General features: G+C 67.3%; 26 protein-coding genes. 13 read left to right on the forward strand and 13 right to left on the reverse strand.

Features of this window, described 5'->3' with window-relative positions; genetic code table 11:
* Positions 1 to 15 precede the first annotated feature (15 nt).
* The 6 genes from DTPSY_RS11465 to fghA all read left to right on the forward strand — a co-directional run bounded on the left by DTPSY_RS11465 (position 16) and on the right by fghA (position 5,071).
* Complete coding sequence (locus DTPSY_RS11465; RefSeq protein ID WP_011805952.1) at positions 16 to 720, forward strand: succinate dehydrogenase iron-sulfur subunit; 705 nt, start codon at positions 16 to 18, stop codon at positions 718 to 720.
* Between the two features lie 5 nt (positions 721 to 725).
* Entirely contained in the window at positions 726 to 998 is a 273-nt protein-coding gene (locus DTPSY_RS11470; protein WP_015913704.1) for a succinate dehydrogenase assembly factor 2, read from the forward strand.
* A 42-nt stretch (positions 999 to 1,040) separates the two neighbouring features.
* On the forward strand, positions 1,041 to 2,351 hold the full coding sequence (locus tag DTPSY_RS11475) for a citrate synthase (RefSeq protein ID WP_011805954.1): 1,311 nt from the start codon (positions 1,041 to 1,043) through the stop codon (positions 2,349 to 2,351).
* A gap of 311 nt (positions 2,352 to 2,662) precedes the next feature.
* Entirely contained in the window at positions 2,663 to 2,929 is a 267-nt protein-coding gene (locus DTPSY_RS11480) for a metal/formaldehyde-sensitive transcriptional repressor (RefSeq protein ID WP_015913705.1), read from the forward strand.
* A gap of 35 nt (positions 2,930 to 2,964) precedes the next feature.
* On the forward strand, positions 2,965 to 4,080 hold the full coding sequence (locus DTPSY_RS11485; protein ID WP_015913706.1) for an S-(hydroxymethyl)glutathione dehydrogenase/class III alcohol dehydrogenase: 1,116 nt from the start codon (positions 2,965 to 2,967) through the stop codon (positions 4,078 to 4,080).
* Positions 4,081 to 4,186: 106 nt separating this feature from the next.
* Entirely contained in the window at positions 4,187 to 5,071 is an 885-nt protein-coding gene (gene fghA, locus DTPSY_RS11490) for an S-formylglutathione hydrolase (RefSeq protein WP_015913707.1), read from the forward strand.
* A 190-nt stretch (positions 5,072 to 5,261) separates the two neighbouring features.
* Here fghA and DTPSY_RS11495 read toward each other — a convergent pair whose 3' ends face one another.
* Together DTPSY_RS11495 and DTPSY_RS11500 are read right to left on the reverse strand one after the other, a co-directional pair.
* On the reverse strand, positions 5,262 to 5,561 hold the full coding sequence (locus tag DTPSY_RS11495; protein ID WP_015913708.1) for a putative quinol monooxygenase: 300 nt from the start codon (positions 5,559 to 5,561) through the stop codon (positions 5,262 to 5,264).
* 54 nt (positions 5,562 to 5,615) lie between these two features.
* Positions 5,616 to 6,773: a PA0069 family radical SAM protein gene (locus tag DTPSY_RS11500; protein ID WP_015913709.1), complete on the reverse strand. Its 1,158-nt coding sequence runs from the start codon at positions 6,771 to 6,773 to the stop codon at positions 5,616 to 5,618.
* 278 nt (positions 6,774 to 7,051) lie between these two features.
* Between DTPSY_RS11500 and rnk the strand changes: the two genes are divergently transcribed.
* Positions 7,052 to 7,459 (forward strand): nucleoside diphosphate kinase regulator, encoded by a 408-nt coding sequence (rnk, locus tag DTPSY_RS11505; protein ID WP_015913710.1) that lies wholly within the window; start codon positions 7,052 to 7,054, stop codon positions 7,457 to 7,459.
* 55 nt (positions 7,460 to 7,514) lie between these two features.
* Here the strand turns inward: rnk and DTPSY_RS11510 are convergent, their stop codons facing one another.
* From DTPSY_RS11510 to DTPSY_RS11545, 8 genes are all read right to left on the reverse strand, one after another.
* Positions 7,515 to 8,678: an acyltransferase family protein gene (locus DTPSY_RS11510; RefSeq protein WP_015913711.1), complete on the reverse strand. Its 1,164-nt coding sequence runs from the start codon at positions 8,676 to 8,678 to the stop codon at positions 7,515 to 7,517.
* A gap of 186 nt (positions 8,679 to 8,864) precedes the next feature.
* Entirely contained in the window at positions 8,865 to 9,821 is a 957-nt protein-coding gene (locus DTPSY_RS11515) for an NAD(P)H-dependent flavin oxidoreductase (RefSeq protein WP_015913712.1), read from the reverse strand.
* 78 nt (positions 9,822 to 9,899) lie between these two features.
* The gene (locus tag DTPSY_RS11520; protein WP_011805964.1) at positions 9,900 to 11,690 is read right to left on the reverse strand and encodes an acyl-CoA dehydrogenase; all 1,791 of its coding nucleotides are present in this window, start codon (positions 11,688 to 11,690) and stop codon (positions 9,900 to 9,902) included.
* 80 nt (positions 11,691 to 11,770) lie between these two features.
* Positions 11,771 to 12,703, reverse strand: a complete 933-nt coding sequence (locus DTPSY_RS11525) for an electron transfer flavoprotein subunit alpha/FixB family protein (RefSeq protein WP_015913713.1) — start codon at positions 12,701 to 12,703, stop codon at positions 11,771 to 11,773.
* A 21-nt stretch (positions 12,704 to 12,724) separates the two neighbouring features.
* Positions 12,725 to 13,474 carry an electron transfer flavoprotein subunit beta/FixA family protein gene (locus tag DTPSY_RS11530; protein ID WP_011805966.1) on the reverse strand — a complete coding sequence of 250 codons (750 nt, stop codon included), beginning with the start codon at positions 13,472 to 13,474 and terminating at the stop codon, positions 12,725 to 12,727.
* 161 nt (positions 13,475 to 13,635) lie between these two features.
* Positions 13,636 to 14,919, reverse strand: a complete 1,284-nt coding sequence (locus DTPSY_RS11535) for a mechanosensitive ion channel family protein (RefSeq protein ID WP_015913714.1) — start codon at positions 14,917 to 14,919, stop codon at positions 13,636 to 13,638.
* A gap of 19 nt (positions 14,920 to 14,938) precedes the next feature.
* Entirely contained in the window at positions 14,939 to 15,757 is an 819-nt protein-coding gene (locus DTPSY_RS11540; protein ID WP_015913715.1) for an enoyl-CoA hydratase, read from the reverse strand.
* Between the two features lie 48 nt (positions 15,758 to 15,805).
* Positions 15,806 to 16,765: a histone deacetylase family protein gene (locus tag DTPSY_RS11545; RefSeq protein WP_015913716.1), complete on the reverse strand. Its 960-nt coding sequence runs from the start codon at positions 16,763 to 16,765 to the stop codon at positions 15,806 to 15,808.
* Between the two features lie 38 nt (positions 16,766 to 16,803).
* Between DTPSY_RS11545 and DTPSY_RS11550 the strand changes: the two genes are divergently transcribed.
* From DTPSY_RS11550 to mltB, 4 genes are all read left to right on the forward strand, one after another.
* Entirely contained in the window at positions 16,804 to 17,724 is a 921-nt protein-coding gene (locus tag DTPSY_RS11550; protein WP_011805970.1) for an AAA family ATPase, read from the forward strand.
* Between the two features lie 4 nt (positions 17,725 to 17,728).
* The gene (locus DTPSY_RS11555) at positions 17,729 to 18,754 is read left to right on the forward strand and encodes a DUF58 domain-containing protein (protein WP_015913717.1); all 1,026 of its coding nucleotides are present in this window, start codon (positions 17,729 to 17,731) and stop codon (positions 18,752 to 18,754) included.
* A gap of 99 nt (positions 18,755 to 18,853) precedes the next feature.
* Positions 18,854 to 20,920 carry a transglutaminase TgpA family protein gene (locus tag DTPSY_RS11560; RefSeq protein WP_015913718.1) on the forward strand — a complete coding sequence of 689 codons (2,067 nt, stop codon included), beginning with the start codon at positions 18,854 to 18,856 and terminating at the stop codon, positions 20,918 to 20,920.
* On the forward strand, positions 20,917 to 21,990 hold the full coding sequence (gene mltB / locus DTPSY_RS11565) for a lytic murein transglycosylase B (RefSeq protein WP_011805973.1): 1,074 nt from the start codon (positions 20,917 to 20,919) through the stop codon (positions 21,988 to 21,990). Before DTPSY_RS11560 ends, mltB begins: the two co-directional genes overlap by 4 nt.
* A gap of 13 nt (positions 21,991 to 22,003) precedes the next feature.
* On the opposite strand, the gene DTPSY_RS11570 is transcribed toward mltB, so the two are convergent.
* Positions 22,004 to 22,918: a LysR family transcriptional regulator gene (locus DTPSY_RS11570; protein WP_011805974.1), complete on the reverse strand. Its 915-nt coding sequence runs from the start codon at positions 22,916 to 22,918 to the stop codon at positions 22,004 to 22,006.
* A 113-nt stretch (positions 22,919 to 23,031) separates the two neighbouring features.
* On the opposite strand from DTPSY_RS11570, the gene DTPSY_RS11575 reads away from it, so the two are divergent.
* A complete protein-coding gene (locus DTPSY_RS11575) occupies positions 23,032 to 24,114 on the forward strand; it encodes a YeiH family protein (RefSeq protein WP_011805975.1) in 1,083 nt (360 codons plus the stop codon).
* On the opposite strand, the gene DTPSY_RS11580 is transcribed toward DTPSY_RS11575, so the two are convergent.
* Both DTPSY_RS11580 and DTPSY_RS11585 read right to left on the reverse strand, forming a co-directional pair.
* Positions 24,115 to 25,416 carry a branched-chain amino acid ABC transporter substrate-binding protein gene (locus tag DTPSY_RS11580; protein ID WP_015913719.1) on the reverse strand — a complete coding sequence of 434 codons (1,302 nt, stop codon included), beginning with the start codon at positions 25,414 to 25,416 and terminating at the stop codon, positions 24,115 to 24,117.
* Between the two features lie 64 nt (positions 25,417 to 25,480).
* Complete coding sequence (locus DTPSY_RS11585) at positions 25,481 to 26,353, reverse strand: DUF2242 domain-containing protein (protein WP_015913720.1); 873 nt, start codon at positions 26,351 to 26,353, stop codon at positions 25,481 to 25,483.
* Positions 26,354 to 26,544: 191 nt separating this feature from the next.
* On the opposite strand from DTPSY_RS11585, the gene DTPSY_RS11590 reads away from it, so the two are divergent.
* Entirely contained in the window at positions 26,545 to 26,943 is a 399-nt protein-coding gene (locus DTPSY_RS11590; RefSeq protein WP_015913721.1) for an Hsp20/alpha crystallin family protein, read from the forward strand.
* Positions 26,944 to 26,973 lie beyond the last annotated feature (30 nt).

Here is a 26,973-nt window from a genome sequence, read left to right on the forward strand (position 1 = left end):
CGAGAGAAACAACCCATGAAACGCACTTTCAAGATCTACCGCTACGACCCGGACAAGGACGCCAAGCCCTACATGCAGACCGTGGAGGTCGAGCTCGACGGCCACGAACGCATGCTGCTGGATGCATTGCTCAAGCTCAAGGCACAGGATCCCACGCTGTCGTTCCGCCGCTCCTGCCGCGAAGGCGTGTGCGGCTCCGACGCCATGAACATCAACGGCAAGAACGGCCTGGCCTGCCTGACGAACATGAAGACCCTCTCGGGTGACATCGTCTTGAAGCCCCTGCCCGGCCTGCCGGTGATCCGCGACCTGATCGTGGACATGACGCAGTTCTTCAAGCAGTACCACTCGATCAAGCCCTACCTGCAAAGCGACATCTACGCGTCGCCCACCAAGGAGCGCCTTCAGTCGCCCGAAGAGCGTGAAGAGCTCAACGGCCTGTACGAGTGCATTCTGTGCGCCAGCTGCTCCACGAGCTGCCCCTCGTTCTGGTGGAACCCCGACAAGTTCGTGGGTCCCGCCGGCCTGCTGCAGGCCTACCGCTTCATCGCGGACAGCCGCGATACGGCCACGGGCGAGCGCCTGGACAACCTGGAAGACCCCTACCGCCTGTTCCGCTGCCATACCATCATGAACTGCGTGGACGTGTGCCCCAAGCACCTGAACCCCACGCGCGCGATTGGCAAGATCAAGGAATTGATGGCACGCCGTGCCATCTGAGAACCATGGCTGACGAAGCGCTGCTGGACGAACGCGAAGTGGCCATCCTGCGGTGGCGCTGCCGCCGCGGGCTGGTGGAGAACGACCTGTTTCTCGAGCGGTTCTTCGCAACCCACGGCTCCTGCCTGACGATCCGTCAGGCGCGAGGACTCACGCTACTGATGGACTTGTCGGACAACGACCTGCTGGACCTGCTGCTGCGCCGCAAGGAACCCACGGGCGAAGTCTCTAAGGACGAAGTCAAGGAAGTGCTGGAGCAGTTGCGCAACCGCGCTTAAGCCCCAGCCCCGTGCAAGGCAAACTACAGAAGGAAACTGGAAATGAAACTGGCAGACAACAAAGCGACGCTATCGTTCAGCAACGGCAGCCCGAGCGTGGAACTCCCCGTGTACCAAGGCAGCATCGGCCCGGACGTGGTCGACATCCGCAAGCTGTACGCGCAAACGGGCATGTTCACCTATGACCCCGGTTTCCTTTCCACGGCCTCCTGCCAGTCGTCCATCACCTACATCGACGGCGACAAGGGCGAGCTGCTGTACCGCGGCTATCCCATCGAGCAGCTCGCCACCCAGTGCGACTACCTCGAAACGTGCTACCTGCTGCTGAATGGCGAGCTGCCCAACGCCGCGCAGAAGGCCACGTTCAACGACCGCGTGACCAAGCACACGATGGTCAACGAGCAGATGCAGTTCTTCCTGCGCGGTTTCCGCCGCGACGCACACCCCATGGCCGTGCTGACCGGTCTGGTGGGCGCGCTGTCGGCCTTCTACCACGACAGCACGGACATCAATAACCCCGAGCACCGCGAGATCTCCGCCATTCGCCTGATCGCCAAGATGCCCACGCTGGTGGCCATGGCGTACAAGTACGGCAAGGGCGAGCCCTACATGTACCCCCGCAACGACCTCTCGTACGCAGGCAACTTCCTGCGCATGATGTTCGGCACGCCCTGCGAGGACTACAAGGTCAACCCCGTGATCGAACGCGCGATGGACCGCATCTTCATCCTGCACGCCGACCACGAGCAGAACGCCTCCACCTCCACGGTGCGCCTGTGCGGCTCCTCGGGCACCAACCCGTTCGCCGCCATCGCTGCCGGCGTGGCATGCCTGTGGGGCCCTGCCCACGGCGGCGCCAACGAAGCCTGCCTGAACATGCTGGAAGAAATCCAGGCCATGGGCGGCGTGTCCAAGGTGGGCGAGTTCATGGAGAAGGTCAAGGACAAGTCCTCCGGCGTGAAGCTGATGGGCTTTGGCCACCGCGTGTACAAGAACTACGACCCCCGCGCCAAGCTGATGCAGGAAACCTGCAACGAAGTGCTGGCCGAACTGGGCCTGGAAAAGGACCCGCTGTTCGCCCTGGCCAAGCAGCTGGAGAAGATCGCCCTGGAGGACGACTACTTCGTGCAGCGCAAGCTCTACCCGAACGTGGACTTCTACTCCGGCATCGTGCAGCGCGCGATCGGCATCCCGGTCAACCTGTTCACCGGCATCTTCGCGCTGGCCCGTACGGTGGGCTGGATCGCCCAGCTCAACGAGATGATCGGCGACCCCGAGTACAAGATCGGCCGCCCCCGCCAGCTGTTCGTGGGCGCCGAGCGGCGCGACGTTCCGGCCCTCAACAAGCGCTGATCAAGGAGCGCCGCCTGCCGCGAAGGCAGGCGTGCCCCGCCCCCAGCCCGCACGCACCTGTTGCCTGCGGGCTTTTTTGCGTCCGGGCCTTTTTGCTGCGCACAACGGGAAGCGTGCTGCAGCCCGCGGTCAACCGCTACGCCGCCAATGCCCGCGCGACACCCCGATCAAGCGCACCGCCTATACCCCCTCCCAGTAATAGGAATTTATTGCCCTCCAGCGCTTTATCCTAAAGCGCCATCGATTTATACTTCCCCCTAGTACAAGACAAATAGCAACGTCCCGGCACAACGCCCGCCCATCCAACCGCCATGCCCCATACCGCCGAAGACAAGCAACGCGCCATCACGCGCCTGCGCCGCATCCGCGGCCAGGCCGAGGCGCTGGAGCGCGCCGTGCAGGCGGGCAGCGACTGCGCACCCATCCTGCAGCAGCTGGCCGCCCTGCGCGGCGCCGTGCATGGGCTGATGGCCGACATGCTGGACAGCCATGTGCGCGAAACCCTGGCGCAAGAGCCCGCCCCCTCGCCCGAGGCCGTGGACGAGACGCTGGCCCTACTGCGCTCGTACCTGAAGTAACGTCCCCCCACCCTTTCACCACAAGGAGCCCTCCCATGAAATCCCGCGCCGCCGTCGCCTTCAAAGCTGGTGAACCTCTGCAGATCGTCGAACTCGACGTGGCCCCGCCCCGCAAGGGCGAAGTACTGGTCAAGATCACCCACACCGGCGTATGCCACACCGATGCCTTCACGCTCAGCGGCGACGACCCCGAGGGCATCTTCCCCGCCGTGCTGGGCCATGAGGGCGCGGGCGTCGTGGTGGAGGTGGGCGAAGGCGTCACCAGCGTCAAGCCGGGCGACCATGTGATTCCGCTGTACACCGCCGAATGCGGCGAATGCCTGTTCTGCAAGAGCGGCAAGACCAACCTGTGCGTGGCCGTGCGCGCCACGCAGGGCAAGGGCGTAATGCCCGACGGCACCACGCGCTTCTCGTACAACGGCCAGCCCGTGTACCACTACATGGGCTGCTCCACGTTCAGCGAATACACCGTGGTGGCCGAGGTGTCGCTGGCCAAGGTTCACCCCGATGCCAACCCCGAGCAGGTCTGCCTGCTGGGCTGCGGCGTGACCACCGGGCTGGGCGCGGTCAAGAACACCGCCAAGGTGCAGCCGGGCGACAGCGTGGCCGTGTTCGGCCTGGGCGGCATCGGCCTGGCGGTGATCCAGGGCGCCCGACTGGCCGGCGCGGGCCGCATCATCGCCATCGACACCAACCCGAGCAAGTTCGACCTGGCACGCACCTTCGGAGCCACCGACTGCGTGAACCCCAAGGACTTCGACAAGCCCATCCAGCAGGTGATCGTGGAGATGACTGGCTGGGGTGTGGACCACAGCTTCGAGTGCATTGGCAACGTCAACGTGATGCGTGCGGCGCTGGAATGCGCACACCGCGGCTGGGGTCAGAGCGTGATCATCGGCGTGGCCGGTGCGGGACAAGAGATCTCCACCCGTCCCTTCCAGCTCGTCACGGGCCGCAAGTGGCTGGGTACGGCCTTCGGCGGCGTCAAGGGCCGCAGCGAACTGCCCGGCATGGTGGAGGACGCCATGGCCGGCAAGATCCAGCTCGCCCCGTTCGTCACCCACACCATGGGCCTCACGGACATCAATCAGGCGTTCGACCTGATGCACGAGGGCAAGTCGATCCGCTCGGTGGTGAACTACGCTACATAAAAACAGGAGCGCTTGGCGCTTGATGCGCAAGGGATTCCAGTACTTTTATTACTGAATCCCGCCCATACCAAGCGCCAGCAGCTACTTAAAAAGGAGCAACACGCCCATGTCCGACACCCTAGAACAACTCTCGGCCCACGCCTGCTTTGGCGGCGAGCAACGCTTTTACCGCCATGCTTCGCACGCAGTGGGTCTGCCGATGCGCTTCGCCGTCTACCTGCCGCCCCGTGCGCTGGCAGCCGAGAGTGCGGATAGAAAGGTCCCAGCGCTGCTCTACCTCGCGGGCCTGACCTGCACCGAGGAGACCTTCCCCACCAAGGCCGGCGCCCAGCGCCTGGCGGCAGAGCTGGGCCTGGCCCTCATCACCCCCGACACCAGCCCGCGCGGCGCGGGCGTGGCGGGCGAGGCCGACGCCTGGGACTTCGGCGTGGGCGCGGGCTTCTATTTGGACGCCACGCAAGCCCCCTGGTCCACGCACTGGCGCATGGAAAGCTACCTGCTGGAAGAACTGCTGCCGCTTGTCACCAACGCCCTGCCCATCGACGGTGCCCGGCTGGGCCTGTTTGGCCATAGCATGGGCGGCCATGGCGCGCTGACGCTGGCACTGCGCCACCCGGGCCGGTTCAAGAGCCTGTCGGCCTTCGCACCCATCTGCGCCCCCACGCGCTGCCCCTGGGGCGAGAAGGCGTTCACCGGCTACCTGGGCCCGGACCGCACCTCCTGGGGAGAGCACGACGCCACCGTGCTCATGGAGAACCAGCCCCTCGCGCCCTACCCCGGCGGCATCCTCATCGACCAGGGGCTGGACGACAAATTCCTGGCCGATCAATTGCACCCGCACCTGTTCGAGGCGGCCTGCAGCGCCATCGGCCAGCCGCTCACGCTGCGCCGCCACGCGGGCTATGACCACGGCTACTACTTCATCCAGAGCTTCATCGACGACCACCTGCGCCACCACGCGCAGCAGTTGGGCGCGCCTGAGGCAGTGTGAACGAACCGCCCGGCTCTCTCGTTCCGCCCAACCTGTCCGCTCGCCGTTGCGGATGCCCGCTACAGCCCGCACGAGGGGTGCGCCTGGCGCCGCGACTGGCCGCGATTGGCCGCGTTTCTGCCGCCCTTTCGCGGTGGCCCGGGCCGCCCGAGGTCATGCACCGTCTGACACCCGGCGCCCGCCAAACCGCTCACACCGGGCGGGGCGCACCCACCGCATAGGCGCGCAGGTCGCGCCCGCCGATGCCCAGCGCCGGCCACAGGGCGCGCCACTGCGCAATGTGGGCACTGGCGAAGTGCCGGTCCAGGTCGTCCTGGCTGCGCCACAGCTCATGCACGTGGATCAGCCCGGCGTCCAGCACATCCTGCGCATCCGCATATTCGATGCAGCCCGGTTCGGCCCGTGAAGCCTGCACCATCGCCCGCATGGCCGGCAGCGCGGCGGCCAGCCCGTCCGCCGGCAGGCGAATGGTTCCTACGATCAACAGCATTCGGCACCCCTCCCCACAGCAAAGCGCCCATGCTAGCCGCGGCGCGCACCGCGCTCAGAACAGCACGCCCTGCCCGCGCGCCAGCGCCGGGCGGTACTGCGACAGGTCCAGTTCCGTGCGCTGGCGGTTCAGGCCCAGGCGCGCACAGGTCTTCTCGAAGCGCTGGCGCAACAGGTCGGCCCACAGGCCCGAGCCCTTCATGCGCGTGGCGTGGCTGCTGTCGTAGCTCTTGCCCGCGATACGCGCGGTTGCGTCGATGCCGTGCAGATCCTGAATGCGCGCCAGCACGCGTTCGGCACGCTGCGGGTAGTGCAGTTGCAGCCACTCGCGCATCAGGGCATTGAGTTCCCACGGCAGGCGGATCACCGTGTAGAAGGCCGAGGTGGCGCCCGCATCGCGCGCAGCGGCCAGCACCTGCTCCATGTCCTCCGTGATGAAAGGAATCTGCGGCGCCACGCTCACGCCGACGGGTACGCCGGCTTCGGCCAGCGCGCGGATGGTGCGCAGCCGCCGGTGCGGCGCGGCCGCGCGCGGCTCCAGCACGCGGGCCAGGCGCGCATCCAGCGTGGTGATGGTCACGTAGGCCGCCGCCAGCCGGCTGTGCGCCAGCGGAGCCAGCAGGTCCAGGTCACGTTCCACGCCGCTGCTCTTGGTGATCAGCGAGAACGGGTGTCGCGCATCGCGCATCACCTCGATCAGCGCGCGCGTGAGGCGCAGCTCACGCTCCACCGGCTGGTAGCAGTCGGTGGCGGAGCCGATGTTGACCACCGAAGGCCGATGGCTGGCGCGCGCCAACTCGTCCCGCAGCACCGCGGCGATATTGCGCTTGGCGATGATGCGGGTCTCGAAGTCCAGCCCCGGCGACAGGTTGAGGTAGCTGTGCGTGGGCCGTGCGTAGCAGTACACACAGCCATGCTCGCAGCCGCGGTAAGGGTTCACCGACTGCTCGAAGAAAATGTCGGGCGAATCATTGCCGCACAGCGCGCTGCGCGCGTCTTCCCAGATCACCTGGGTCAGCGGCGCGGCGGGCGCGGCACTTTCGTCGCCCGTCACACCCTCCTCCGGCCCGCCCCAGCCGTCGTCAAACGCCTCGCGCGCATCGCGCATAAAGCGGTGGGCCATACGCGTGGCCGTACCCCGCCCCTTGAGCGGCTGCGCGGGCGCCCATACGACAGGAGCCAGTGAGGGCGGGGGGTCGTCTTCGGAATGCATTGAATGACTGTATAAATAAACAGTTATTCTGGCAATATCCAAAGGCCTACGCCATTTGCCGGAGGGCTGCAAGCGCAGCGCAATTCGCACTGCGCGCGTGTGAGATCGCTTGGCAAACGCGGCACCAGGCCGCACAATTCACCACTTCCGCACCCAATTTGGTGCTTTTTTTGAGAACATGCCTTGGCCCGGACAACCCCGTTGCCCGGGCTTTTGTCCGTTTGAGCGCGGCTGCCCGGCAGACGCGCTTTCACTATCGTTTACAAGGGAATCACACCATGCAGCGCAAGCCCCACATCATCCTGTCGTCCCTGGACCTGGAGCGCATCGAAGCCCTGCTGGAAAAACAAACCGCCCCCTTTCCTGGCCGCGAGGCACTGGAGGCCGAGCTGGACCGCGCCGACGTGTTCGATCCCAAGGACATGCCCCCCAATGTGGTGACCATGAATTCCACCGTGCGCTTCACGCTGCTGGAAACCGGCAAGACGAACACGCTGACGCTGGTCTACCCGAAGGAGATGGACGGCTCGGGCGACAAGGTGTCAGTGTTCGCACCCGTCGGCATCGCACTGCTGGGCCTGGGCGTGGGCGACGAATTCCAGATGCCCAGCCCCACCGGCCAGGTCACCGTCCGCGTGGACGCCATTGATTTCCAACCCGAGAACGCGGGTGAACTGCATCGCTGAGCGCGATCGCACCACCCAAGACCCGAGGCAGCCATGACTGGCTGCCTTTTTTTCGTCAGCGCAGGCCTGCCATGAGCGCGGTGGTCAGCAGGCCGGTTCCCACGAGCCCGGCCTGCCAGCGCAGCGCAGATTGCCATGTGGGAACGTGGCGCTCCACACGCTCGTACAGCAGGTGGCCCGCGGCGATCGACAGCACGAAAGCGATGCCCATGCCCGCCATCGCGGCGGCTACTGACTGCGGCCAGAAGTAGCTTTCCACCGCGTTGACGAGCACGCACACCGCAAAGTGCACGAGGAATACCGAATACGAGATCTGCCCCAGCCGGCTGAGCGGTGCCCAGCCTTGCCAGCGCTGCATGGCCGGGCTGCGCATGGCCACCACCAGCAGCAGCGCAGTCACGCCGGCCAGCGCAATGCGGGGGCGCCACTCCAGTGCCAACGCAGCCACCACCAGCGCCGCGATCAGCAGCGCCCAGCTCCAGGCTCCCAGCGCGCGGGGCGACTGCACGGCCCAGTAGGCCAGCATGCCAAGGCCATAGGCGCCGAAGAAATACACCGCCCAGACGTCCCAATTGGCGTCGCGGTTGAAGTACAGCAGCGAGGCGGCGACGCCCGTCGCCACGAGTACCTGCGCGCCGCTCAGGGCCCAGGGCCAGTAGCGGGACATACCACGCGCGCGCAGCGCCACCGCCGCGCGTGATACGCCAGCCAGGACCAGCGTGGTGAGCGCGAACAGCTGAAAGTCGATGGCCACGTACCACACGCCGGCCGACAGCGACTCCTCGTCCAGCACGCTTTGCAGCAGCAACGCATGCGCAAGCAACTGGTCCAGGTCCGGCACGTCGGACACCGAGGCGTGGTCGAACCACGGTTGCACGGCCGCCTGCACGACGATGGCGATCACCAGCGCCACCGCGTAGGGCACCACCAGGCGCACGAAGCGCCGTGCGATGCGCTGGGCTGGGTCGGTAAAGCGCGCCTGCCCCTGCGGCGCCAGACTGGCCGCTGCCAGGAAGCCCCCCAGCACCAGAAACACCTGCACCGCCATGCGCGCGTATTCGTAGAGCCAGTCGATCAACCCCGGCACCGCTTGGCGCGCCACGTCGGACATGGGCCCGTAGAACGCCAGGTGGTGCCAGACGATGGCGGCGCAGGCCAGGCCTTTGGTGCAGTCGATCAACGCACTGCGGGAGGCATGAGACGGGGTGTGCTGGGACATCCAAAACAGGAACCCCGTGCCGGCAACAAGCCTGCGACGGGGGTTCACGGTAATCGGGCAAGCCCAAGATTTTGCGCCTTTTGCGCTGATGCTGCTGACCGCTACACAGCGCACGCGCATCAACAAAAACGGCGCCCCTGGGGCGCCGTTGGGCCAACGGGGCTACGTGGCAGCCCCGCGCGGGCATCAGCCCAGGGCCAGGCGCTCGCGCGCTTGCTGGTATTCGCGGCGCAGGCGCGCGACGAGTTCAGCCGTCGAAGTGACCTCGGTGATGCTGCCGATGCCCTGGCCGCAGCCCCAGATGTCCTTCCATGCCTTCTTGGCGTCGCCACCGAAGTTCATCTTGCTCGGATCGGACTCCGGTAGGTTGTCGGGGTCCAGGCCTGCCGCGCGGATCGACGGCGCCAGGTAGTTGCCGTGCACACCCGTGAACAGATTGCTGTAGACGATGTCGTCGGAGTTGCCCTCGACGATGGCCTGCTTGTACGCATCGATGGCGCGCGCCTCGTGCGTGGCGATGAAGGCCGAGCCGATATAGGCGAAGTCCGCGCCCATGGCCTGCGCGGCCAGAATGGCGCCGCCCGAGGCGATGGAGCCCGACAGCGCGAGCGGACCGTCAAACCATTGGCGGATTTCCTGGATCAGCGCAAACGGGCTCTTCACCCCTGCGTGCCCCCCCGCGCCCGCCGCCACGGCGATGAGGCCGTCGGCCCCCTTTTCGATGGCTTTGTGCGCGAACTTGTTGTTGATGATGTCGTGCAGCACAATGCCGCCCCAGCTGTGCACGGCCTGGTTCACGTCCTCGCGCGCGCCCAGGCTGGTGATGACGATCGGCACCTTGTACTTGGCGCAGACCTGCATGTCGTGCTCCAGCCGGTCGTTGCTCTTGTGCACGATCTGGTTGATGGCGAACGGAGCGGAGGGCGACTCGGGATGCGCCTTGTCCCACGCCGCCAGCGTCTCGGTGATCTCGGCGAGCCAGTCGTCGAGTTGCTCCGCCGGCCGTGCGTTGAGCGCAGGCATGGAGCCCACGATGCCGGCCTTGCACTGCTCGATCACGAGCTGGGGGTTGCTGATGATGAACAGCGGCGAGCCAATGACGGGCAGCGAGGGTTTCTGCAACGGTGGGGGCAGTTTGGACATTCGGACGGTCTCCATAATAAAAATGGGCTGTAGCGCTTTACCCGCAAGCGCTAGCAGCTATCAAAACAGAAGCAATTTTCAGAATGCTTCCAGCGGCAGAGCCGTGACGCTGGCCGCACCGTGCACGATTGCGTCGCGCTGGCCCGGCGCCTTGGTCAGCAGGTGGTCGGCATAGAAGCGCGCCGTGGCGATCTTGGCCTGCATGAAGGCCACGTCCTGTCCCTTGGCGGACAGCTCCTGCGCCACCAGCAACGCGCGCGCCAACTGCCAGCCCGCCACCAGATTGCCGGCCAGCATCAGGTAGGGCACGCTGCCCGCATACACGTCGTTGGGGTGGGCCTTGGCGCCACCGGCGATGAAATCCACCACTTCCAGGAATGCCTGGCGTGCGGCAGCCAGGCGCTGGGCCACCGCTTGAGCGTCGGCCGTGCCGCTGGCGCGCAGCTCGCCCTCGGTGGCCTCGATCTGCGCGGCAATCGCCTTGGCCGTCTGGCCGCCGTCGCGCGCCGTCTTGCGGCCCACCAGGTCGTTGGCCTGGATGGCGGTCGTGCCTTCGTAGATGGTGAGGATCTTCGCGTCGCGGTAGTACTGCGCAGCGCCCGTTTCCTCGATGAAGCCCATGCCGCCGTGTACCTGCACGCCCAGGCTGGCCACTTCCAGGCTCATTTCGGTGCTGTAGCCCTTGACCAGTGGCACCATGAATTCATAGAACACCGCGTTCTGCTTGCGCACCTCGGCATCGGGATGGTGGTGCGCGGCGTCGTAGGCCGCAGCAGCCGTGGTGGCCATGGCGCGGCAACCCTCGGTGTAGGCGCGCATGGTCATCAGCATGCGGCGCACGTCGGGGTGGTGAATGATGGCTGCGCTGCCGGCCACGCTGCCGTCGACCGGGCGGCTTTGTACGCGGTCGCGCGCATACTGCACGGCCTTCTGGTAGGCGCGCTCGGCCACCGCGATGCCCTGCACGCCGACGGCGTAGCGCGCGGCGTTCATCATGATGAACATGTATTCCAGGCCCCGGTTTTCCTCACCCACGAGGTAGCCGATGGCGCCGCCGTTATCACCGTACTGCAGCACGGCCGTGGGCGACGCCTTGATGCCCATCTTGTGTTCGATGGACACGCAATGCACGTCGTTGCGCGCGCCCAGGCTGCCATCCTGGTTCACGAGGAACTTGGGCACCACGAACAGGCTGATGCCCTTCACGCCCTCGGGCGCACCCGCCACGCGCGCCAGCACCAGGTGCACGATGTTCTCCGCCATGTCGTGCTCGCCATAGGTGATGAAGATCTTGGTGCCGAAGACCTTGTACGTACCGTCGGGCTGGGGGTCTGCCTTGGTGCGCACCAGCGCCAGGTCGGAGCCTGCCTGCGGCTCGGTCAGGTTCATGGTGCCGGTCCACTCGCCCGTGACCAGCTTTTCCAGGTAGGTAGCCTTGAGTTCGTCGCTGCCGGCCGTGAGCAGCGCCTCGATGGCACCATCGGTCAGCAGCGGGCACAGCGCAAAGCTCAGGTTGGCGCTGTTGAGCATTTCCACGCAGGCCGCGCCGATGGTCTTGGGCAGGCCCTGGCCGCCGAAGTCGGCAGGGTGCTGCAAGCCCTGCCAGCCGCCCTCGGCGAACTGGCTGAAGGCCTCCTTGAAGCCCGGCGTGGTGGTCACGGCACCATCCTTGAACCAGGAGGGTTTCTCGTCGCCAACCACATTAAGCGGAGCCACCACGCCCTCGTTGAACTTCGCGCACTCTTCCAGCACGGCAGCGGCCGTGTCCAGACCAGCGTCCTCGAAACCGGGAATCTGCGCGACCTGGTCGATGCGTGCCAAGTGCTCGATGGCGAACAGCATGTCCTTGACGGGGGCGGTGTAACTCATGGGTGTCTCCAACTCAAAACGGTACGAATGTGATCAAAAAAAAGGCATCGCAAGCGATGCCTTTTTGCCGGCGCAGCGGCTTACAGGGCCTTCACCAGTTCCGGCACGGCCTGGAACAGATCGGCCTCCAGCCCATAGTCGGCCACCGCAAAGATCGGCGCCTCCGGGTCCTTGTTGATCGCCACGATCACCTTGCTGTCCTTCATCCCTGCCAGGTGCTGGATGGCCCCCGAGATCCCCGCCGCGATGTACAGCTGCGGCGCAACGATCTTGCCCGTTTGCCCCACCTGCAAATCGTTCGGGGCGTAGCCTGCGTCCACCGCTGCGCGGCTCGCGCCAATGGCCGCGCCCAGCTTGTCCGCCAGCGGGGTCATGACTTCGTTGAACTTCTCGCTGCTGCCCAGCGCCCGGCCGCCCGAGACGATGATCTTGGCGGCGGTGAGCTCGGGCCGGTCGCTCTTGGTGACTTCGCGTCCGGCAAAGCTGCTCTTGCCGGCGTCGGCCACGGCGGCGGTGGTTTCCACCGCGGCGCTGCCACCCGTGGCGGGCGCCGCGTCAAAGCCGGTGCCGCGCACGGTGATGACCTTGACGCTGTCCGCGCTTTGCACGGTGGCGATGGCGTTGCCCGCGTAGATGGGGCGCTCGAAGGTGTCGGCGGAGATCACTTTGGTGATGTCGCTGATCTGCGCCACGTCCAGCTTGGCGGCCACGCGCGGGGCGACGTTCTTGCCGCTGGCGGTGGCCGGGAACAGGATGTGGCTGTAGTTGCCGGCAATCTGCAGCACCTGGGCGGCCAGGTTCTCGGCCAGGCCGTCCTTCAGGCTGGCGCCGTCGGCGTGCAGGACTTTGGCGACGCCTGCGATTTGGGAGGCGGCCTGGGCGGCGGCCTGCGCGCCTTCACCGGCTACGAGCACGTGCACGTCGCCCCCGCAGGCGAGTGCGGCGGTGACGGTGTTCAGGGTGGCGGCCTTGAGGCTGGCGTTGTCGTGTTCTGCAATGACGAGTACGGTCATGTTGTTTCTCCTGTCCTGCCTTTAGATGACCTTGGCTTCGTTCTTGAGCTTGTCCACCAGTGTGGCGACGTCGGGCACTTTCACGCCAGCGCCGCGCTTCGGGGGTTCGGCCACCTTGAGGGTCTTGAGGCGCGGGGCCACGTCCACGCCGAGGTCTTCGGGTTTGATGGTGTCCAGCGGCTTTTTCTTGGCCTTCATGATGTTGGGCAGCGTGACGTAGCGCGGCTCGTTCAGGCGCAGGTCGGTGGTGATGACGGCCGGGGTGGTCAGCTGCAGGGTTTCCAGGCCGCCGTCGACTTCGCGTGTGACGCTGACCTTGTCGCCGGCCACTTCGACCTTGCTGGCAAAGGTGGCCTGGGGCAGGTCGGCCAGGGCCGCCAGCATCTGGCCGGTCTGGTTGGCGTCGTCGTCGATGGCTTGCTTGCCCAGGATGATCAGGCCCGGTTGCTCTTTGTCCACCAGGGCCTTGAGCAGCTTGGCCACGGCCAGGGGTTGCAGCTCGGCATCGGTCTCCACCAGGATGCCGCGGTCGGCGCCAATGGCCATCGCCGTGCGCAGCGTTTCCTGGCATTGCGCCACGCCGCAGCTCACCGCGATCACTTCCGTGGCCACGCCTTTTTCTTTGAGCCGCACCGCCTCTTCCACGGCGATTTCGTCAAAGGGGTTCATGCTCATCTTCACGTTCGCGATGTCTACGCCCGTGCCGTCCGACTTCACCCGGACCTTCACGTTGTAGTCCACCACGCGCTTGACGGGGACCAAAACCTTCATTGCTGCGGCTCCTTCAATAGTTGATTGCTTGACGTTTACGTAAACCGGTCCATTCTATTGCGCACTGCAGCATCTCCGTCATGGAAACATGGTGCACACGGCAAAAACGAACGATCGTGCTTTTTGACGATTATGCCAGTGCATTCATGGCAGGTCGAGGCCTACGCCGGTGGCAATGCCGCCGGCGCGACTCCGTCTTGCCCCGACGTCGAAGCCACGACATGCACCACGCGCTGCGGCTGTGCGATCTCGATACCCGCTGTGCGCAAGCCTTCCAGCACCGCGAGGTTGACGGCAGACCGCACGCTGGCAGTACCGGCAGCCGGATCATTGATCCAGTAATTGAGGTTGAACACCAGCCCGTCGGGCATGAAGTCGAGCAAGAAGGCTACGGGCGCCGGGTCGCCCAGCACGCGCGCTTGCGCACTCGCCGCAGCACACAGGATCTGCTGCACCTTTGCGGCATCGCTGCCGTAGGCGACGGTGATATTGGTCGTGAGGTTGAATTTGCGGTCGGACGCGGTCAGGTTTTCCACGCGCTGGGTGATCAGGCTTTCGTTGGGCACGATGGACTCGCGCCCGTTGCCCGCGCGGATCAACGTGTAGCGCGTCTTGATGTCCGTGATGCGGCCCTCGAAACCATCCACGCGCACGTTGTCCCCAATGCGCAGCGAGCGTTCCAGCAGAATCACGAAGCCGCTGACGTAATTGGCCGCCAGCTTCTGCAGGCCAAAGCCCAGGCCCACGCCCAGCGCACCGCCCAGAACCGACAGCGCGGTGAGGTCCACCCCCACAGCGGCCAGCGCCAGCAGCAACCCCACGAACAGCAGCAGCGCCCGCGTGGCATTCACCGCCACCTTGCGCATGGACAGGTCGGCCACCGCATGGTCGAGCACGCGCCGCTCGAAGGTCGACGCCGCCCACAGCGCAGCCACCAGCACCAGGACCGCGGACAGGCCGCCTTGCAGCAGCGCCAGCAGGCTGACGCTGGACTTGCCGAACGCGATGCGGATGTCGTCCAGTTCCTGCAGCACGCGCGGCAGCAGCCCGGCGATCCACAAGGCGGCCACGCCCCAGGCCAGCCAGGAGAGCACGCGCTCCATCAGGCGCATCAGGCCTGAACGCGGAAACGCCATGGCCAGCACGCGTGCCACGAAGCGGATCAGCACCAGCGATGTGAACACCGGCACCGCCAGGCGCAGCAGGAAAACCGCCTGGTAATGCTCCACCACCACGCGCGCCGCATACACCAGTGCCAGCACCACCGCTGGAAACATCAACCCGTCCACGATGCGGCGGCCGAACCAGACCGACTCCGGCGGCTGTCCTCGACCGGCCCGCCGGCTCAGCACATAAGCAAGTGCCACGCTACCGGCCAGCACCGCCAGTTCCAGCCACAGGCTGGACAGCCGGAAGTCGGCCGCCAGCCGTTCCCACCATTCCATCAGCGCGGCGCTCCTCGGCTCAGGCCTTATCAGCAGCCGGCTTCCAGGCCGGCTGACGCTTCTCTGCAAAGGCGCGCGCACCTTCTTGCGCGGCGTCGTCCATCATGTTGGTGGCCATGGTCTGGCCCGCCAGTTGGTACGCCGCGTCCAGGCCCAGTTCGCGTTGCTGGTACACCAGCGCCTTGCCCATGGCCACGGCTACGCGGGGTTTCTGCAGAATGGACTGCACCAGCGACTCCACCTCGGCGTCCAGCGACTCGGGCGCCAGCACGCGGTTGACCAGCCCCTGGTCCAACGCGGTGCGCGCGTCAATGAAGTCCCCGGTGAGCAGCATCTCCATGGCCCGCTTGGCCGGCACGTTGCGCACCAATGGCACGCTGGGCGTGGCGCAGAACAGGCCATAGTGGATGCCACTGGTCGCAAAAGTCGCGTTTTCGCTGGCAACGGCCAGGTCGCACTGGGCCACCAACTGACAGCCCGCCGCCGTGGCCATGCCGTGCACACGCGCAATCACCGGTACGGGCAGCTTGTGAATGCTCAGCATCATGCGGCTGCACTGGGCGAACAGGCGCTGGTACCACGCCAAGTCCGGGTTGGCCGCCATATCCTTGAGGTTGTGGCCCGCACAGAAGGCCTTGCCAGCCGCGGCGAGCACCACCACGCGCACGCTGTCGTCGCGCGCAACATCGTCCAGTGCCTGCTGCAGTGCTGCCAGCATCTCGTGGCCGAGGGCGTTGAAGCGCGGCGCGTCATCCAGCGTGAGGGTGACCACGCCGCGATCGTCGCGCTGCACACGCAGTGGGCCGCCACCGGCCGCCGTGGAGGGGGAGGAAGTCATGGCGAAGTCTCCTGAGTACGAATACCGCGCGGCGCGCGCGGGGAAGAATCAAAGGTCTGCCAACACGCGCACATGGGCTTCCACGCTGCGCGCCAGCGGCCCCATCATGTAGCCGCCCTCAAGGCACGACACGATGCGGCCGCGGGCAAAGCGCCGGGCCACATCCTTGACGCGCATGGTGATCCAGGCGTAGTCCTGCTCGTTGAGGCTGAGCTGGCCCATGTCGTCCTCGCGGTGCGCATCAAAGCCCGCACTCACGAAGATCATCTCGGGCTTGAACGATTCCAGCCGCGGCATCCAAACCATGTCCACGATGTCGCGCACCTCCATGCCCTTGGTGTAGGCGGGGACGGGCACGTTGAGCATGTTGGACGCCGGCTCCTGGTCCCCGCAGTACGGGTAGAACGGATGCTGGAAGATGCTCACCATGAGCGCGCGCGGGTCGCCGGCCAGGATGTCCTCCGTGCCGTTGCCGTGGTGCACATCGAAGTCCACCACCGCCACGCGCTTGAGGTTGTAGCGCTGCAGCGCGTACTTGGCGGCGATGGCCACGTTGTTGAAGAAGCAAAAGCCCATGGCCTTGGTGCGCGTGGCGTGGTGGCCAGGCGGGCGCACGCTGCAAAAGGCGTTCTCGATCTCTCCGGCCATCACCGCGTCGGTGGCGGCGAGTGCGGCGCCCGCGGCGCGCAGCGCGGCCGTCCAGGTGTGGCGGTTCATCGAGGTGTCCGTGTCCACCTGCACATAGGGCGGTCCGCCCGCGGCCTCTTCCTCGATCAGACGGTCGGACAGGCCGCGCAGCGCAGCCATGTGCATGCGGTCGTGGGCCAGCTCGATGTCGGCCAGGGAGGCCAACGGTACCTCACAATGCTGCAAGGCATCGGCCACGCCGGTCACCAGCAGCCGATCCTCGATGGCGTCCAGCCGCGCCGGGCATTCGGGGTGTCCTGGGCCCATCTCGTGCTTCCAGCAGTCACGGTGGGTGTAATAGCCCGTCTTGCTCACAGTCATTCCCCGGTGTCTCAATCGTTTTCGGATAACGTCACGCCATGCATGCACAGCAGAAGATCAAGTCGCTTTTGGATCAGCTTAACACGGTGATCGTGGGCAAAACCGCGCAGGTACAGGACTGCGTGGCCTGCCTGCTGGCCGGCGGGCACCTGCTCATCGAGGACGTACCAGGCGTTGGCAAGACCACGCTGGCCCATGCGCTGGCACGCACCTTCGGCCTGCAGTTCGCGCGTGTGCAGTTCACGGCCGACCTGATGCCCAGCGACCTCACCGGCGTGTCGGTGTACGAGCGTGGCAAGGAGGCCTTCGTGTTCCACCCCGGGCCGGTGTTCGCCCAGGTGCTGCTGGCCGACGAGATCAACCGCGCCAGCCCCAAGACGCAAAGCGCGCTGTTGGAGGCCATGGAGGAAAAGCAGGTGTCGGTGGAAGGCGAGACGCGCGCCCTGCCCCACCCGTTCTTCGTGATCGCCACGCAGAACCCGCACGACCAGCTGGGCACCTTCGCATTGCCCGAGAGCCAGCTCGACCGCTTCCTCATGCGCATCTCGCTGGGCTATCCCGACCGTGGCGCCGAGCGCCTGCTGCTGGCCGGCAGCGACCGCCGCGACATGCTGGACGGCCTGCTGCCGCTGCTGTCGCTGGACGATCTGGCCGCGCTGCAGCACCAGGTGCTGGCCGTGCACACGGCCGAGCCACTGCTCAACTATGTGCAGGATCTCATCGCCGCCACGCGCTCGGGCCGCTGGTTCCTCCAGGGCCTGTCGCCGCGCGCGGGCATCGCGTTGATGCGGGCGGCCAAGGCCCAGGCGCTCATCGAGGGGCGCGACTACGTGGCGCCGGACGATGTGCAGGCCATCCTGCCGCAGACCATTGCCCACCGCCTGGTGCCGGTGGGCGACGCCGGCCGCGGCGCCGTGGAGCAGGTGCGCGCCATGGTCGAGTCCGTTCCCCTGCCCTGACGCCATGCCCGCAGCATTCGAGCAGGCCGCACCGCCCGGTGCCGCGGCCCCGCGGCAGATGCCCTGGCGTGCCGTGGCCGCGCGCTGGCAGCGCTGGTGGCTGGCACGCCTGCGGCGCACCGACACGCTCACGCTCACGCAGGGCAACATCTACATCCTGCCTACAGGCGCGGGATGGATGCTGGCCCTCACGCTGCTGGTGCTGCTGGTGGCGTCCATCAACTTCCAACTCAACCTGGGCTACCTGCTCACCTTTCTGCTCGCCGGCAGCGTGGTGGTGGGCGTGCACCTGTGCCACGCCACACTGCGCGGACTCACGCTGCACCTGGTGCCGCCGCAGCCGCAGTTCCTCGGTGCTGGCGCGCTGCTGCAGGTACAGCTGCACAACCCGCAGCGCGCCACGCGCCATGGCATCGCGTTGGCGGTGCGCGGCGGCCAGGCCGCGGAATGGGCCTGGACCGACGTGCCCGCCGAAGGCTCCGCCACCGTGCGGGTGGCGTTCCTGCCCGCGCGGCGCGGGCTGCAGGACGTGCCCGTGCTGATGGCGGAAACCCGCTACCCGCTGGGCACGTTCCGCGTGTGGACGCTGTGGCAGCCCGCCGCGCAGCTGCTGGTCTACCCGCGCCCGGAGGTGGGCGCCCCTGCGCTGCCCGCCGGCGAGCCGCGCTCGGGCAGCGGCGGCCAGGCACCGGCGCGCGGCATCGGCGAATTCGATGGCGTGCGCGCGTACCGCCGGGGTGACCCGCTCAAGCTGGTGGTCTGGAAGAAAGCCGCCAAGTCGCTTGCCACCGGCACCGACGACCTGGTGAGCCGCGACACCCAGCAGGCGCAGCACCACGAACTCTGGCTGGACGGCGCCGCCACCGGCCTGCAGGACCCGGAGGCCCGCGTCTCGCGCCTCACGGCCTGGGTGCTGCAGGCCGACCGGCTGGGCGTGGAATACGGCCTGCGCCTGCCCGGCCAGCAGATTGCACCGGACAGCGGCGCCGCACACCGCCACCGCTGCCTGGAGGCACTGGCGCTGTGCTGATTCTGTGTTTGACATGAAAAAAGCACCTAGCCCACTACCAACAAGCGCGGCCAGCTATTCATTCAATAGCAGACCCTATCGACGCGCGGGAGCCTCGACGTGAATCTGGCCCAGCGGCTTTCGCATCTGCCGCGCGAAGCGCGCGACACCCTGTTCCTGCTGGCGGTGGTGGCCTGTTGCGTGGCGCCGCTGGCCGCATACCTGCCGCTGTGGACCAGCGCGCTGACCGCCGCGCTGCTGGGCTGGCGCGGCTGGCTGGCCGTGGGCGCGCGTGCCCTGCCGGGGCGCTGGGTGATTGGCGCACTGCTTGCGGCGGCTGTGGCGCTCACGCTGCTGTCGCACCGCACCATCGTCGGGCGCGACGCGGGCGTGACGCTGATCGTGGTGCTGCTGGCGCTCAAGACCCTGGAGCTGCGCGCGCGGCGCGATGCCATGGTGGTGTTCTTCCTCGGCTTCTTTACGCTGCTGGCCAACTTCTTCTTCTCGCAGTCGCTGCCCACGGCCGCCGCCCTGCTGGTGGCGCTGCTCGGGCTGCTCACCGCGCTGGTCAACGCCCACATGCCGGTGGGGCGGCCGCCGCTGGCGGCCTCCATGCGCACCGCCGCGCGCATGGCGCTGCTGGGCGCGCCCATCATGGTGGCGCTGTTCCTGCTGTTTCCGCGCATGGCACCGCTGTGGGGCGTGCCGGACGATGCGCGCTCGGGGCGCAGCGGCCTGTCGGGGGAGATGTCCATCGGCAGCATGGCGTCGCTGGTGCTGGACGACAGCGTGGCGCTGCGCGTGCGCTTTGACACGCCGGGCGGAGCCCCACCGCCGCAAAGCAGCCTGTACTTTCGCGGCCCGGTGCTCACGGCCTTCAACGGGCGTGACTGGTATGCGCTGTCGCAGCCCGAGGCGCGCGGCATCACCTGGGCCTACCCCACGCCGGCCAACCTGCAAATGCAGGGTGAGTCCGTGCGCTACGAGGTCACGCTGGAGCCCAGCCGCCGCCCCTGGCTGCTGACGCTGGACGCCGTGCAGGAGCGGCCCGAACTCCCACAGGGCACTGGCGCGATGATGTCGCCCGAACTGCTGTGGTCCGCCAGCCGGCCCATCTCCAGCGTGCTGCGCTACCGCGCCGAAAGCCACCTGCGCTTCACCCACGGCCCCACGCGGCGCACCTCCCTGTTGAACGGCTACGTGGAACTGCCCGCGGAGATGAACCCCCGCACCCTGGCCCTGGCCGAACAGATGCAGGCCGACCCCGCGATCGCGGCGCGCGTGGCCGCCAGCGGGGCACAGGCCTACATCGACGCCGCGCTGGCACGGCTGCGCACGGGCGGCTACACCTACACGCTGGAGCCCGGCGTGTACGGGGAGCACACGGCCGACGAGTTCTGGTTCGACCGCAAGGAAGGCTTTTGCGAGCACATCGCCTCGGCCTTCGTGGTGCTGATGCGCGCGCTGCACGTGCCATCGCGCATCGTCACCGGTTACCAGGGTGGTCAGATGAACGACATCGACGGCTACTGGACTGTGCGCCAGAGCGACGCACACGCCTGGGCCGAGGTCTGGCTGGAGGGCCGCGGCTGGGTGCGCGTGGACCCCACGGGGGCCGTGTCGCCGGGGCGCATCGGCCAGTTCCAGCGATTGCAGGCGCCACGCGGCGTGTTGGGCACCGCGATGGATGCCGTCGTCAACCCTTCGCTGGTACGCCGTCTGCGGTCGGTGTGGGAGGCCGTGAACAACGGCTGGAACCAATGGGTGCTGAACTACACCCAGGGGCGCCAGCTCGATTTGCTCAAGTCGCTGGGCTTGCAGTCGCCCAGTTGGCAGGACCTGGTGCGCCTGCTGGGCCTGCTGGCCGCGCTGGCCGCCGCCACGGGCGCAGGCTGGACCCTGTGGGAGCGCAGCCGCCAGGACCCCTGGCAGCGCCTGCTGCTGCAGGCCCGCCAGCGACTGGCACGCGCCGGCCTGCCGCTGCCACCCCACCTGCCGCCACGCACCATGGCCGCGCGTGCGCGCGCCGAACTGGGCGCCCCCGCCGAAGCCGCCGCGCAGTGGCTGCTGCGCGTGGAGCAGGCCCGCTACGCCCCCGAACCCCGCGCCCTGCTGGCCGACCTGCAGCGCGAATTGCGCCGCCTGCCCTGGCCCACCGCGCAGAATCCACGCCCCTCTGCCCCATGATCCGCACCCTTGCAAAAGCTACATTTTTCATAGCTGTCAGCGCTTTACCCATAAGCGCTTTAGCCCAAAATCATTCTAAAAAGACAGCCACCAAGACCGCGGCCACCTACCACTATGCGCAACGTGCGCAGGCCATGCAGTTCGCAGACGATCTGGCAGAGCGGCGCGGGCTGGACCGCGAATGGGTGCGCCAGGCGATCGGGCAAGCGCGGCTGCTGCCCCAGGTGCCGCGCCTGGTGCTGCCGCCCGCGCGGGGTACGCCCAAGAACTGGGCGGCCTACCGTGCGCGCTTCGTGGAGCCCACGCGCATCCGCGCGGGCCTGCGCTTCTGGCAGGACAACGCCGAAGCGCTGGCACGCGCTGAAACGCAATACGGCGTGCCCGCCGAGATCATCGTGGGCATCATCGGCGTGGAGACACTCTACGGCCAGCACATGGGCAACCTGCGGGTGATCGACGCGCTGGCCACGCTGGCCTTCGACTTTCCCGACGCACACCCGCGCGCGGCCGAGCGGCGCGCGTTCTTCCAGCGCGAGCTGGAGCAGTTTCTGACCCTCATGGACCGCACGGGCATCGACCCGCACACCCCGCGCGGCAGCTACGCGGGCGCCATGGGTCTGGGGCAGTTCATGCCGTCGAGCTGGTCGCGCTACGCGGTGGATTTCGACGGCGACGGCCGCATCGACCTGTGGCGCAGCGCGCAGGACGCCATCGGCTCCGTGGCCAACTACTTCGTGGGCCACGGCTGGCAGAGCGGCATGCCCACGCACTACGCAGTGGCGTTCGACGCGGCCACGCTGCAGTTGGACGCGCTGCTGGCGCCGGACATCCTGCCCACTTTCAGCGTCGCCAGCATGGCGGCCCAAGGGGCGCACGTGCAGAGCGAAGGCGCGCAGCACACGGGTCCATTAGCGCTGGTGGAACTGCAGAATGGCGCTGAGGCGCCCAGCTACGTGGCCGGCACCGAGAACTTCTATGCGATCACGCGCTACAACTGGTCGAGCTACTACGCCATGGCGGTGATTGAGCTGGGCCGTGAAATCGCAACGGCGCGTGCCACGCCACGGTAGCGGCGCACCCGTCTCATGCGGGCGTCCCTCGGGCATGCGCCTGGCAAGTCTGCACGAAGGCTGCCAGCGTGGGCGATTGCCTATGCCCCGCGCGCTGGAGCAGCGAAAAATGGCGCCACATGCGCGGCAGCAGGGTAGACAGCAGCACCAGTTCGCCGGCATCAAGCAGCGGCTGCACCAACACGCGCGACAGGCAGCTGATGCCCAGCCCTTGGGCCACGCAGCGCGCGATCGCCTCAGAACTGCCTAGCGTAGCGGCTGAGGGCAGCTGGTGCAGACGCGGCAGCAAAGCGTGCTCCACCATCTCGCGCGTACCTGACCCCTGCTCGCGCAGCAGCCAGCGCGCACTGCGTAATGCGGCCGCGCCCAGCGGCCGGGCTTGAGCTGCCTTCACCAACGGGTCGTGTGGTGCGGAGACGATGACCAGCTCGTCACGCTGCCAAGGCTGGACCTGCAGCCCCGGCCAGTGGCTGGCGCCCTCGATCAGCCCCAGGTCGGCCTCCAGCGCCTGCACGGCGTGTGCCACCTCGCGCGTGTTGCCGATCTGCAGGTCCACGCTCACCTGTGGGTGGCTGCGCGCAAAGGCGGCCAGTACGCGGGGCAGCGCATAGCTGCCGATGGTGGTGCTGGCCGCCACGCGCAGGCGTACCGGCAGGACCGCACTCTGCGCGCCAAAGGCCTGCTCGATGGTGTGCGCCTGCGCCAACAGCTCCAGCGCCTGCGGCAGCAGTGCACGTCCCGCATCGTTGAGCACCAGGCTGCGGCCCGCGCGCTCAAACAGCGGCGCGCCCAGGCAATGCTCCAGCTGCTGCAGCGCCGCGCTGGTGGCCGACTGCGACAGCGCCACCACGTGTGCCGCAGCCACCGTGGAGCCGCTTTGCGCCACGGCGCTGAATATCTCGAGCTGGCGCAAGGTGATATGCAGCATAAGACGAACCAGTTTTCCAGGTAGATTTTACAAAAAGTATTTGTTATACAAATATAACTAATATTTCTAAAGTGGGCGCCTGCCGTAAGGACCTTTTACCAGCGGCCGCTGTCATGCCCCTTGCTCCGCTTACCCTCGCCTCCTTCACTACCGAGCCAGTCCGCTGGCTGCCAGGGCTGCTGCTGAGCGGCGCCATCGCGGCGGGCGCGCTGCACCTGGCCGGTCAACCGTTTTTTGTAGGGCATGGCCTGAGTACCCTGACGCTCGCGATCGTGTTCGGGCTGCTGCTAGGCAACACCCTATACCCACGCCTGGCACAGACCTGTGCGCCCGGCGTGGGCTTGGCCAAACAGCAGCTGCTGCGCACAGGCATCGTGTTGTACGGCCTGCGTCTGACCTTCCAGGACATCGCCCACATGGGCTGGGGTGGCGTTGCCGTCGACGCCCTGGCGCTGGCCAGCACCTTTGGGCTGGCCTGCTGGCTGGGCCAGCGGGTGCTGGGGCTGGACCGGCGCACCACGCTGCTCATCGGTGCAGGCAGCTCCATTTGCGGTGCGGCGGCGGTGCTGGCCACAGCCCCCGTGGCCAGGGGACGCCCCCAGGATGTTGCCGTGGCTGTGGCCACCGTTGTGGTGTTCGGCACGGTGGGCATGTTCCTGTATCCCGCGCTCTACCGGTGGAACGCCGCCGGGGGCTGGATCGGCATGGATGCGCAGCAGTACGGCCTGTATGTGGGCGCCACAGTACATGAGGTGGCTCAGGTGGTGGCCGCCGGCACAGCCATCAGCTCCCATGCCGCCAGCACCGCCGTTATCGCGAAGATGGTGCGCGTGATGATGCTGGCGCCCTTCCTGCTCATCCTGTCATTCCTCCTGTTGCGTGCTCAACAGGCTTCGGACGCGAGCCGGGGGGAGACAGGCAGCCCGGGCGCCATCACCATCCCGTGGTTTGCGCTGGGCTTCGTAGCCATGGCAGGCGTGAACTCGCTGGACATGCTGCCTCCGGCATTGGTACAGGCCGGTGTGCGACTCGACGACCTGCTGCTGGCCGTGGCCATGGCGGCCCTGGGGCTCACCACGCATGTGCATGCCGTGCGCGCCGCGGGCCTCAAGCCACTGCTGCTGGCCGCTGCACTGTTTGCCTGGCTGCTGGTTGCGGGGTTGCTGCTGAGCCGTTATCTACCCGCGTGGCTGTGATCAAAGCCGCTGCATCTGGCAGGTGCTGGGCATTTGCGCCTTGTCCGCCGCGATCTGCCGTACCACGCGAAAGCCGTAGCCTGAACCCTCCACATCGAACTTCACACCCGGCGCGCCCTGGCGGTCCATGACGCCTATGACCAGCGATTGTTGGAACTGATGGTCTTGCGCGCGCATGGCGCCTGCCTGGCCGTACAGGCGCACACTGGCATGCTCCAGCGCGCGCGCCACGGCCAACGGATCGTCACTGCCCGCCTGCTGCAGGGCCTGCGCAAGCGCTTCGACCATGAGCTGCATGCGCATGTGCACATAGTCGTCCTGCGGGCTGGGAAAGCGCTCGCGGAAGGCACGGTAGAAGGTCTCGCTGCCCTGCGTGGGCAGATTGGGCAGCCAGTCGGCCACGGCCACCACCTTTCCCACGCCCGCATCGCCCAGGGCCGCGGGCGCGCCGAGCGCGTTGCCGTAGAAGGTATAGAACATGCCGTCGTAGCCCACCTCCCGCGCAGCCTTGACCAGCAGCGTGAGGTCATTGCCCCAATTGCCCGTGATGACGGCTTGCGCGCCGCTGGCCTTGATCTTCACGGCGTAGGGCGCGAAGTCCTTCACGCGGCCCACGGCGTGCAGCTCGTCGCCGACGATGGCGACATCGGGCCGTTGCGCGGCCAGCTGGCGCCGGGCTTCGCGCAGCACGGCCTGGCCGAAGCTGTAGTCCTGCCCGATGAGGTAGGCGCGCTGCAGGGCCTTGTCCTCGCGGATCACCTCCATGAGCGCTGCCATGCGCATGTCGGCATGCGCGTCGAAGCGAAAGTGCCAGAAGCTGCACTTCTCGTTCGTGAGGGCGGGGTCCACGGCCGAGTAGTTCAGGAACACCACACGCTTGCCGGGCTCGCGCTGGTTGTGCTTGTTGATCGCGTCGATGAGCGCAGCGGCCGTGGCCGATGAGTTGCCCTGCATGACGAAACGCGCGCCGCCGTCAATGGCGGCGCGCAGCGCGGACAGCGCCTCTTCGTTGGTGCCCTTGCTGTCGTAGCGCACCAGCATCAGCGGCCGCGCCCCGCCCGCCGCAGGGGGCAGTGCCACGCCGCCGCGCGCGTTCACACGTTCCATGGCCCAGGCGATGTTGCGGAACACCGCCTCGCCGGTATTGGCAAAGCTGCCGGACAGGCTCTCGATCAGCGCCACGCGGATCGGCGCGCCCTGGGGCGGCGCCGCCGCACCGGCCAGCGGCGCCGCAACGCCCAGCAGGGAGGACAGAGCCAACGCACAGGCGCGCAGAACATGGCGGCGGGGCAGGATCATCATGGCAACGGGCACAAGCAGGAAAAGATGGCAGCGCAGCGGCGCGCTGGCTCACGAAGAATGGAATTCACTGGGCCATGAGCTGCTGGATGCCCGGCGGCGCAGCGCCGTCGGATGCGCCGGCCGGCTGCGATTCTGGCGCTGGCTGAGGCGCTTGCGCGGACGCCTGCGTGCGCGGCTGCTCCCCGGCGGGAACCATGGGCGCCGGGGTGCTGGACTCTGCAGCCGGGCTGGCGGTGGCGGCTGCAGCAGCAGCGGCAGGCGGCTGCGCCGCAACGGTCGCGGCGACCGCAGCGTGCGGGACGGCTTCGCGCTCGTGCAGGGCTGGCTTGGCCGCCACCGTCGGCGCGGCCGGCACCACGGGCGCCGCGCGCACGAACTGCTCGAAGAGCTGGAAAAACCGCTCGTAGAACTGCGGATCGGCGATGGTCTCGCTGCCCACCTTCACCAGCGTGTCGTCGATCGCCGTGACGGGCAGCGACACCGAGCCGATGCCACCGACGCCAAGCGACGCCGAGTTGTTGATCTTCTTGATCACGTAGCGGTCCTGCAGCGCGCTGGCAAAGGCCGACGTACGCTCGTCGCCCTGCCCTTCGGATGCGCAGACCACGCGCATCTCCACGACGTAGTGCACGTCGGTGTGGGGCTGGTAGTACTTGCGGCCCGCCACCGTGTCGCTGGAGGCCACGTGCACCATGTAGCCCTGGCTCAGCAGCGCCCGCCGGGCCGCCTCGCAGGTGCTGGCCTGCGGCGCCGCCATGTGGCGCGTGTGCATGCCGGCGGTATCGAAGTCGTTGGGCGAGAACTGCAGGTTGCGGTCCAGGCCGGGCATGGTGTCGGGAATGTGGGCACAGCCAGCCAGCAGGGCGCAGGCCACCAGGCCCAGCCGGCAGCCCGGGGAAGCGAAGGGGGAAAGGCGTGGGAATCGAGACACGGGCATCAGCTAGAAAAATCCGCAGCAGGGCCGCATTGTGAAGCCTGAGCGATGTCCCTCCCGCGCGCGCTCGTTGTAACCCATTGCAAGGCGACGTTCCATCCGCGCGGCGGGGCACTCTTGAAAAACACCGCACGCAAACACATGTGCGGTCCATGCGGCCGACCCGTGCCGCGTCTGACCCAGGAGCCTCCGACATGATTTTCGCCCCCGTGATCCGCCACGCCACCTATGTCGCACCGCGCGTGGGAGACGCCGCCGTGCAACGCTTCCTGCACCACACACTCACTGCCCCCGCAGCCGCGCCGCACGATGCACGCGCCACTGGCGTGAACGTGCAGCAGGACGACAAGGCCATCACCGTGCAGCTGGACGTGCCAGGCCTGTCGCGCGAGCAACTCGCGGTCACGATCGAAGGCAACCAAGTGCGCGTCGCCAGCGCCGAAGGTGCGCCCCGGCGCGTGCAGCGTGCATGGGAGTTGGCGCAGGACATCGACCCGCAGGCCAGCACGGCGCGACTGGAACATGGCGTGCTCACCCTGGTGCTGGCCAAGAAGCCGCCGCAGAGCAGCGCCGTTCGACTGGCCATCGACTGACAAGACGCAGAGCGTCGCCTGATTCCAGGG

It is taken from the genome of [Acidovorax] ebreus TPSY, assembly GCF_000022305.1.
Taxonomy (GTDB): Bacteria; Pseudomonadota; Gammaproteobacteria; order Burkholderiales; family Burkholderiaceae_C; genus Diaphorobacter; species Diaphorobacter nitroreducens.

Coding starts and splice junctions, on each gene's coding strand:
- mltB (WP_011805973.1), top strand. CDS start 20,917: ATGATCCGCACCCTTGCAAAAGCTACATTTTTCATAGCTGTCAGCGCT.
- DTPSY_RS11590 (WP_015913721.1), top strand. CDS start 26,545: ATGATTTTCGCCCCCGTGATCCGCCACGCCACCTATGTCGCACCGCGC.
- DTPSY_RS11480 (WP_015913705.1), top strand. CDS start 2,663: ATGCCCCATACCGCCGAAGACAAGCAACGCGCCATCACGCGCCTGCGC.
- DTPSY_RS11555 (WP_015913717.1), top strand. CDS start 17,729: ATGCCCGCAGCATTCGAGCAGGCCGCACCGCCCGGTGCCGCGGCCCCG.
- DTPSY_RS11485 (WP_015913706.1), top strand. CDS start 2,965: ATGAAATCCCGCGCCGCCGTCGCCTTCAAAGCTGGTGAACCTCTGCAG.
- DTPSY_RS11515 (WP_015913712.1), bottom strand. CDS start 9,821: ATGTCCAAACTGCCCCCACCGTTGCAGAAACCCTCGCTGCCCGTCATT.
- DTPSY_RS11520 (WP_011805964.1), bottom strand. CDS start 11,690: ATGAGTTACACCGCCCCCGTCAAGGACATGCTGTTCGCCATCGAGCAC.
- DTPSY_RS11475 (WP_011805954.1), top strand. CDS start 1,041: ATGAAACTGGCAGACAACAAAGCGACGCTATCGTTCAGCAACGGCAGC.
- rnk (WP_015913710.1), top strand. CDS start 7,052: ATGCAGCGCAAGCCCCACATCATCCTGTCGTCCCTGGACCTGGAGCGC.
- DTPSY_RS11535 (WP_015913714.1), bottom strand. CDS start 14,919: ATGGAATGGTGGGAACGGCTGGCGGCCGACTTCCGGCTGTCCAGCCTG.
- DTPSY_RS11470 (WP_015913704.1), top strand. CDS start 726: ATGGCTGACGAAGCGCTGCTGGACGAACGCGAAGTGGCCATCCTGCGG.
- DTPSY_RS11585 (WP_015913720.1), bottom strand. CDS start 26,353: ATGCCCGTGTCTCGATTCCCACGCCTTTCCCCCTTCGCTTCCCCGGGC.
- DTPSY_RS11575 (WP_011805975.1), top strand. CDS start 23,032: ATGCCCCTTGCTCCGCTTACCCTCGCCTCCTTCACTACCGAGCCAGTC.
- fghA (WP_015913707.1), top strand. CDS start 4,187: ATGTCCGACACCCTAGAACAACTCTCGGCCCACGCCTGCTTTGGCGGC.
- DTPSY_RS11525 (WP_015913713.1), bottom strand. CDS start 12,703: ATGACCGTACTCGTCATTGCAGAACACGACAACGCCAGCCTCAAGGCC.
- DTPSY_RS11500 (WP_015913709.1), bottom strand. CDS start 6,773: ATGCATTCCGAAGACGACCCCCCGCCCTCACTGGCTCCTGTCGTATGG.
- DTPSY_RS11530 (WP_011805966.1), bottom strand. CDS start 13,474: ATGAAGGTTTTGGTCCCCGTCAAGCGCGTGGTGGACTACAACGTGAAG.
- DTPSY_RS11465 (WP_011805952.1), top strand. CDS start 16: ATGAAACGCACTTTCAAGATCTACCGCTACGACCCGGACAAGGACGCC.
- DTPSY_RS11510 (WP_015913711.1), bottom strand. CDS start 8,678: ATGTCCCAGCACACCCCGTCTCATGCCTCCCGCAGTGCGTTGATCGAC.
- DTPSY_RS11495 (WP_015913708.1), bottom strand. CDS start 5,561: ATGCTGTTGATCGTAGGAACCATTCGCCTGCCGGCGGACGGGCTGGCC.
- DTPSY_RS11550 (WP_011805970.1), top strand. CDS start 16,804: ATGCATGCACAGCAGAAGATCAAGTCGCTTTTGGATCAGCTTAACACG.
- DTPSY_RS11540 (WP_015913715.1), bottom strand. CDS start 15,757: ATGACTTCCTCCCCCTCCACGGCGGCCGGTGGCGGCCCACTGCGTGTG.
- DTPSY_RS11580 (WP_015913719.1), bottom strand. CDS start 25,416: ATGATGATCCTGCCCCGCCGCCATGTTCTGCGCGCCTGTGCGTTGGCT.
- DTPSY_RS11570 (WP_011805974.1), bottom strand. CDS start 22,918: ATGCTGCATATCACCTTGCGCCAGCTCGAGATATTCAGCGCCGTGGCG.
- DTPSY_RS11545 (WP_015913716.1), bottom strand. CDS start 16,765: ATGACTGTGAGCAAGACGGGCTATTACACCCACCGTGACTGCTGGAAG.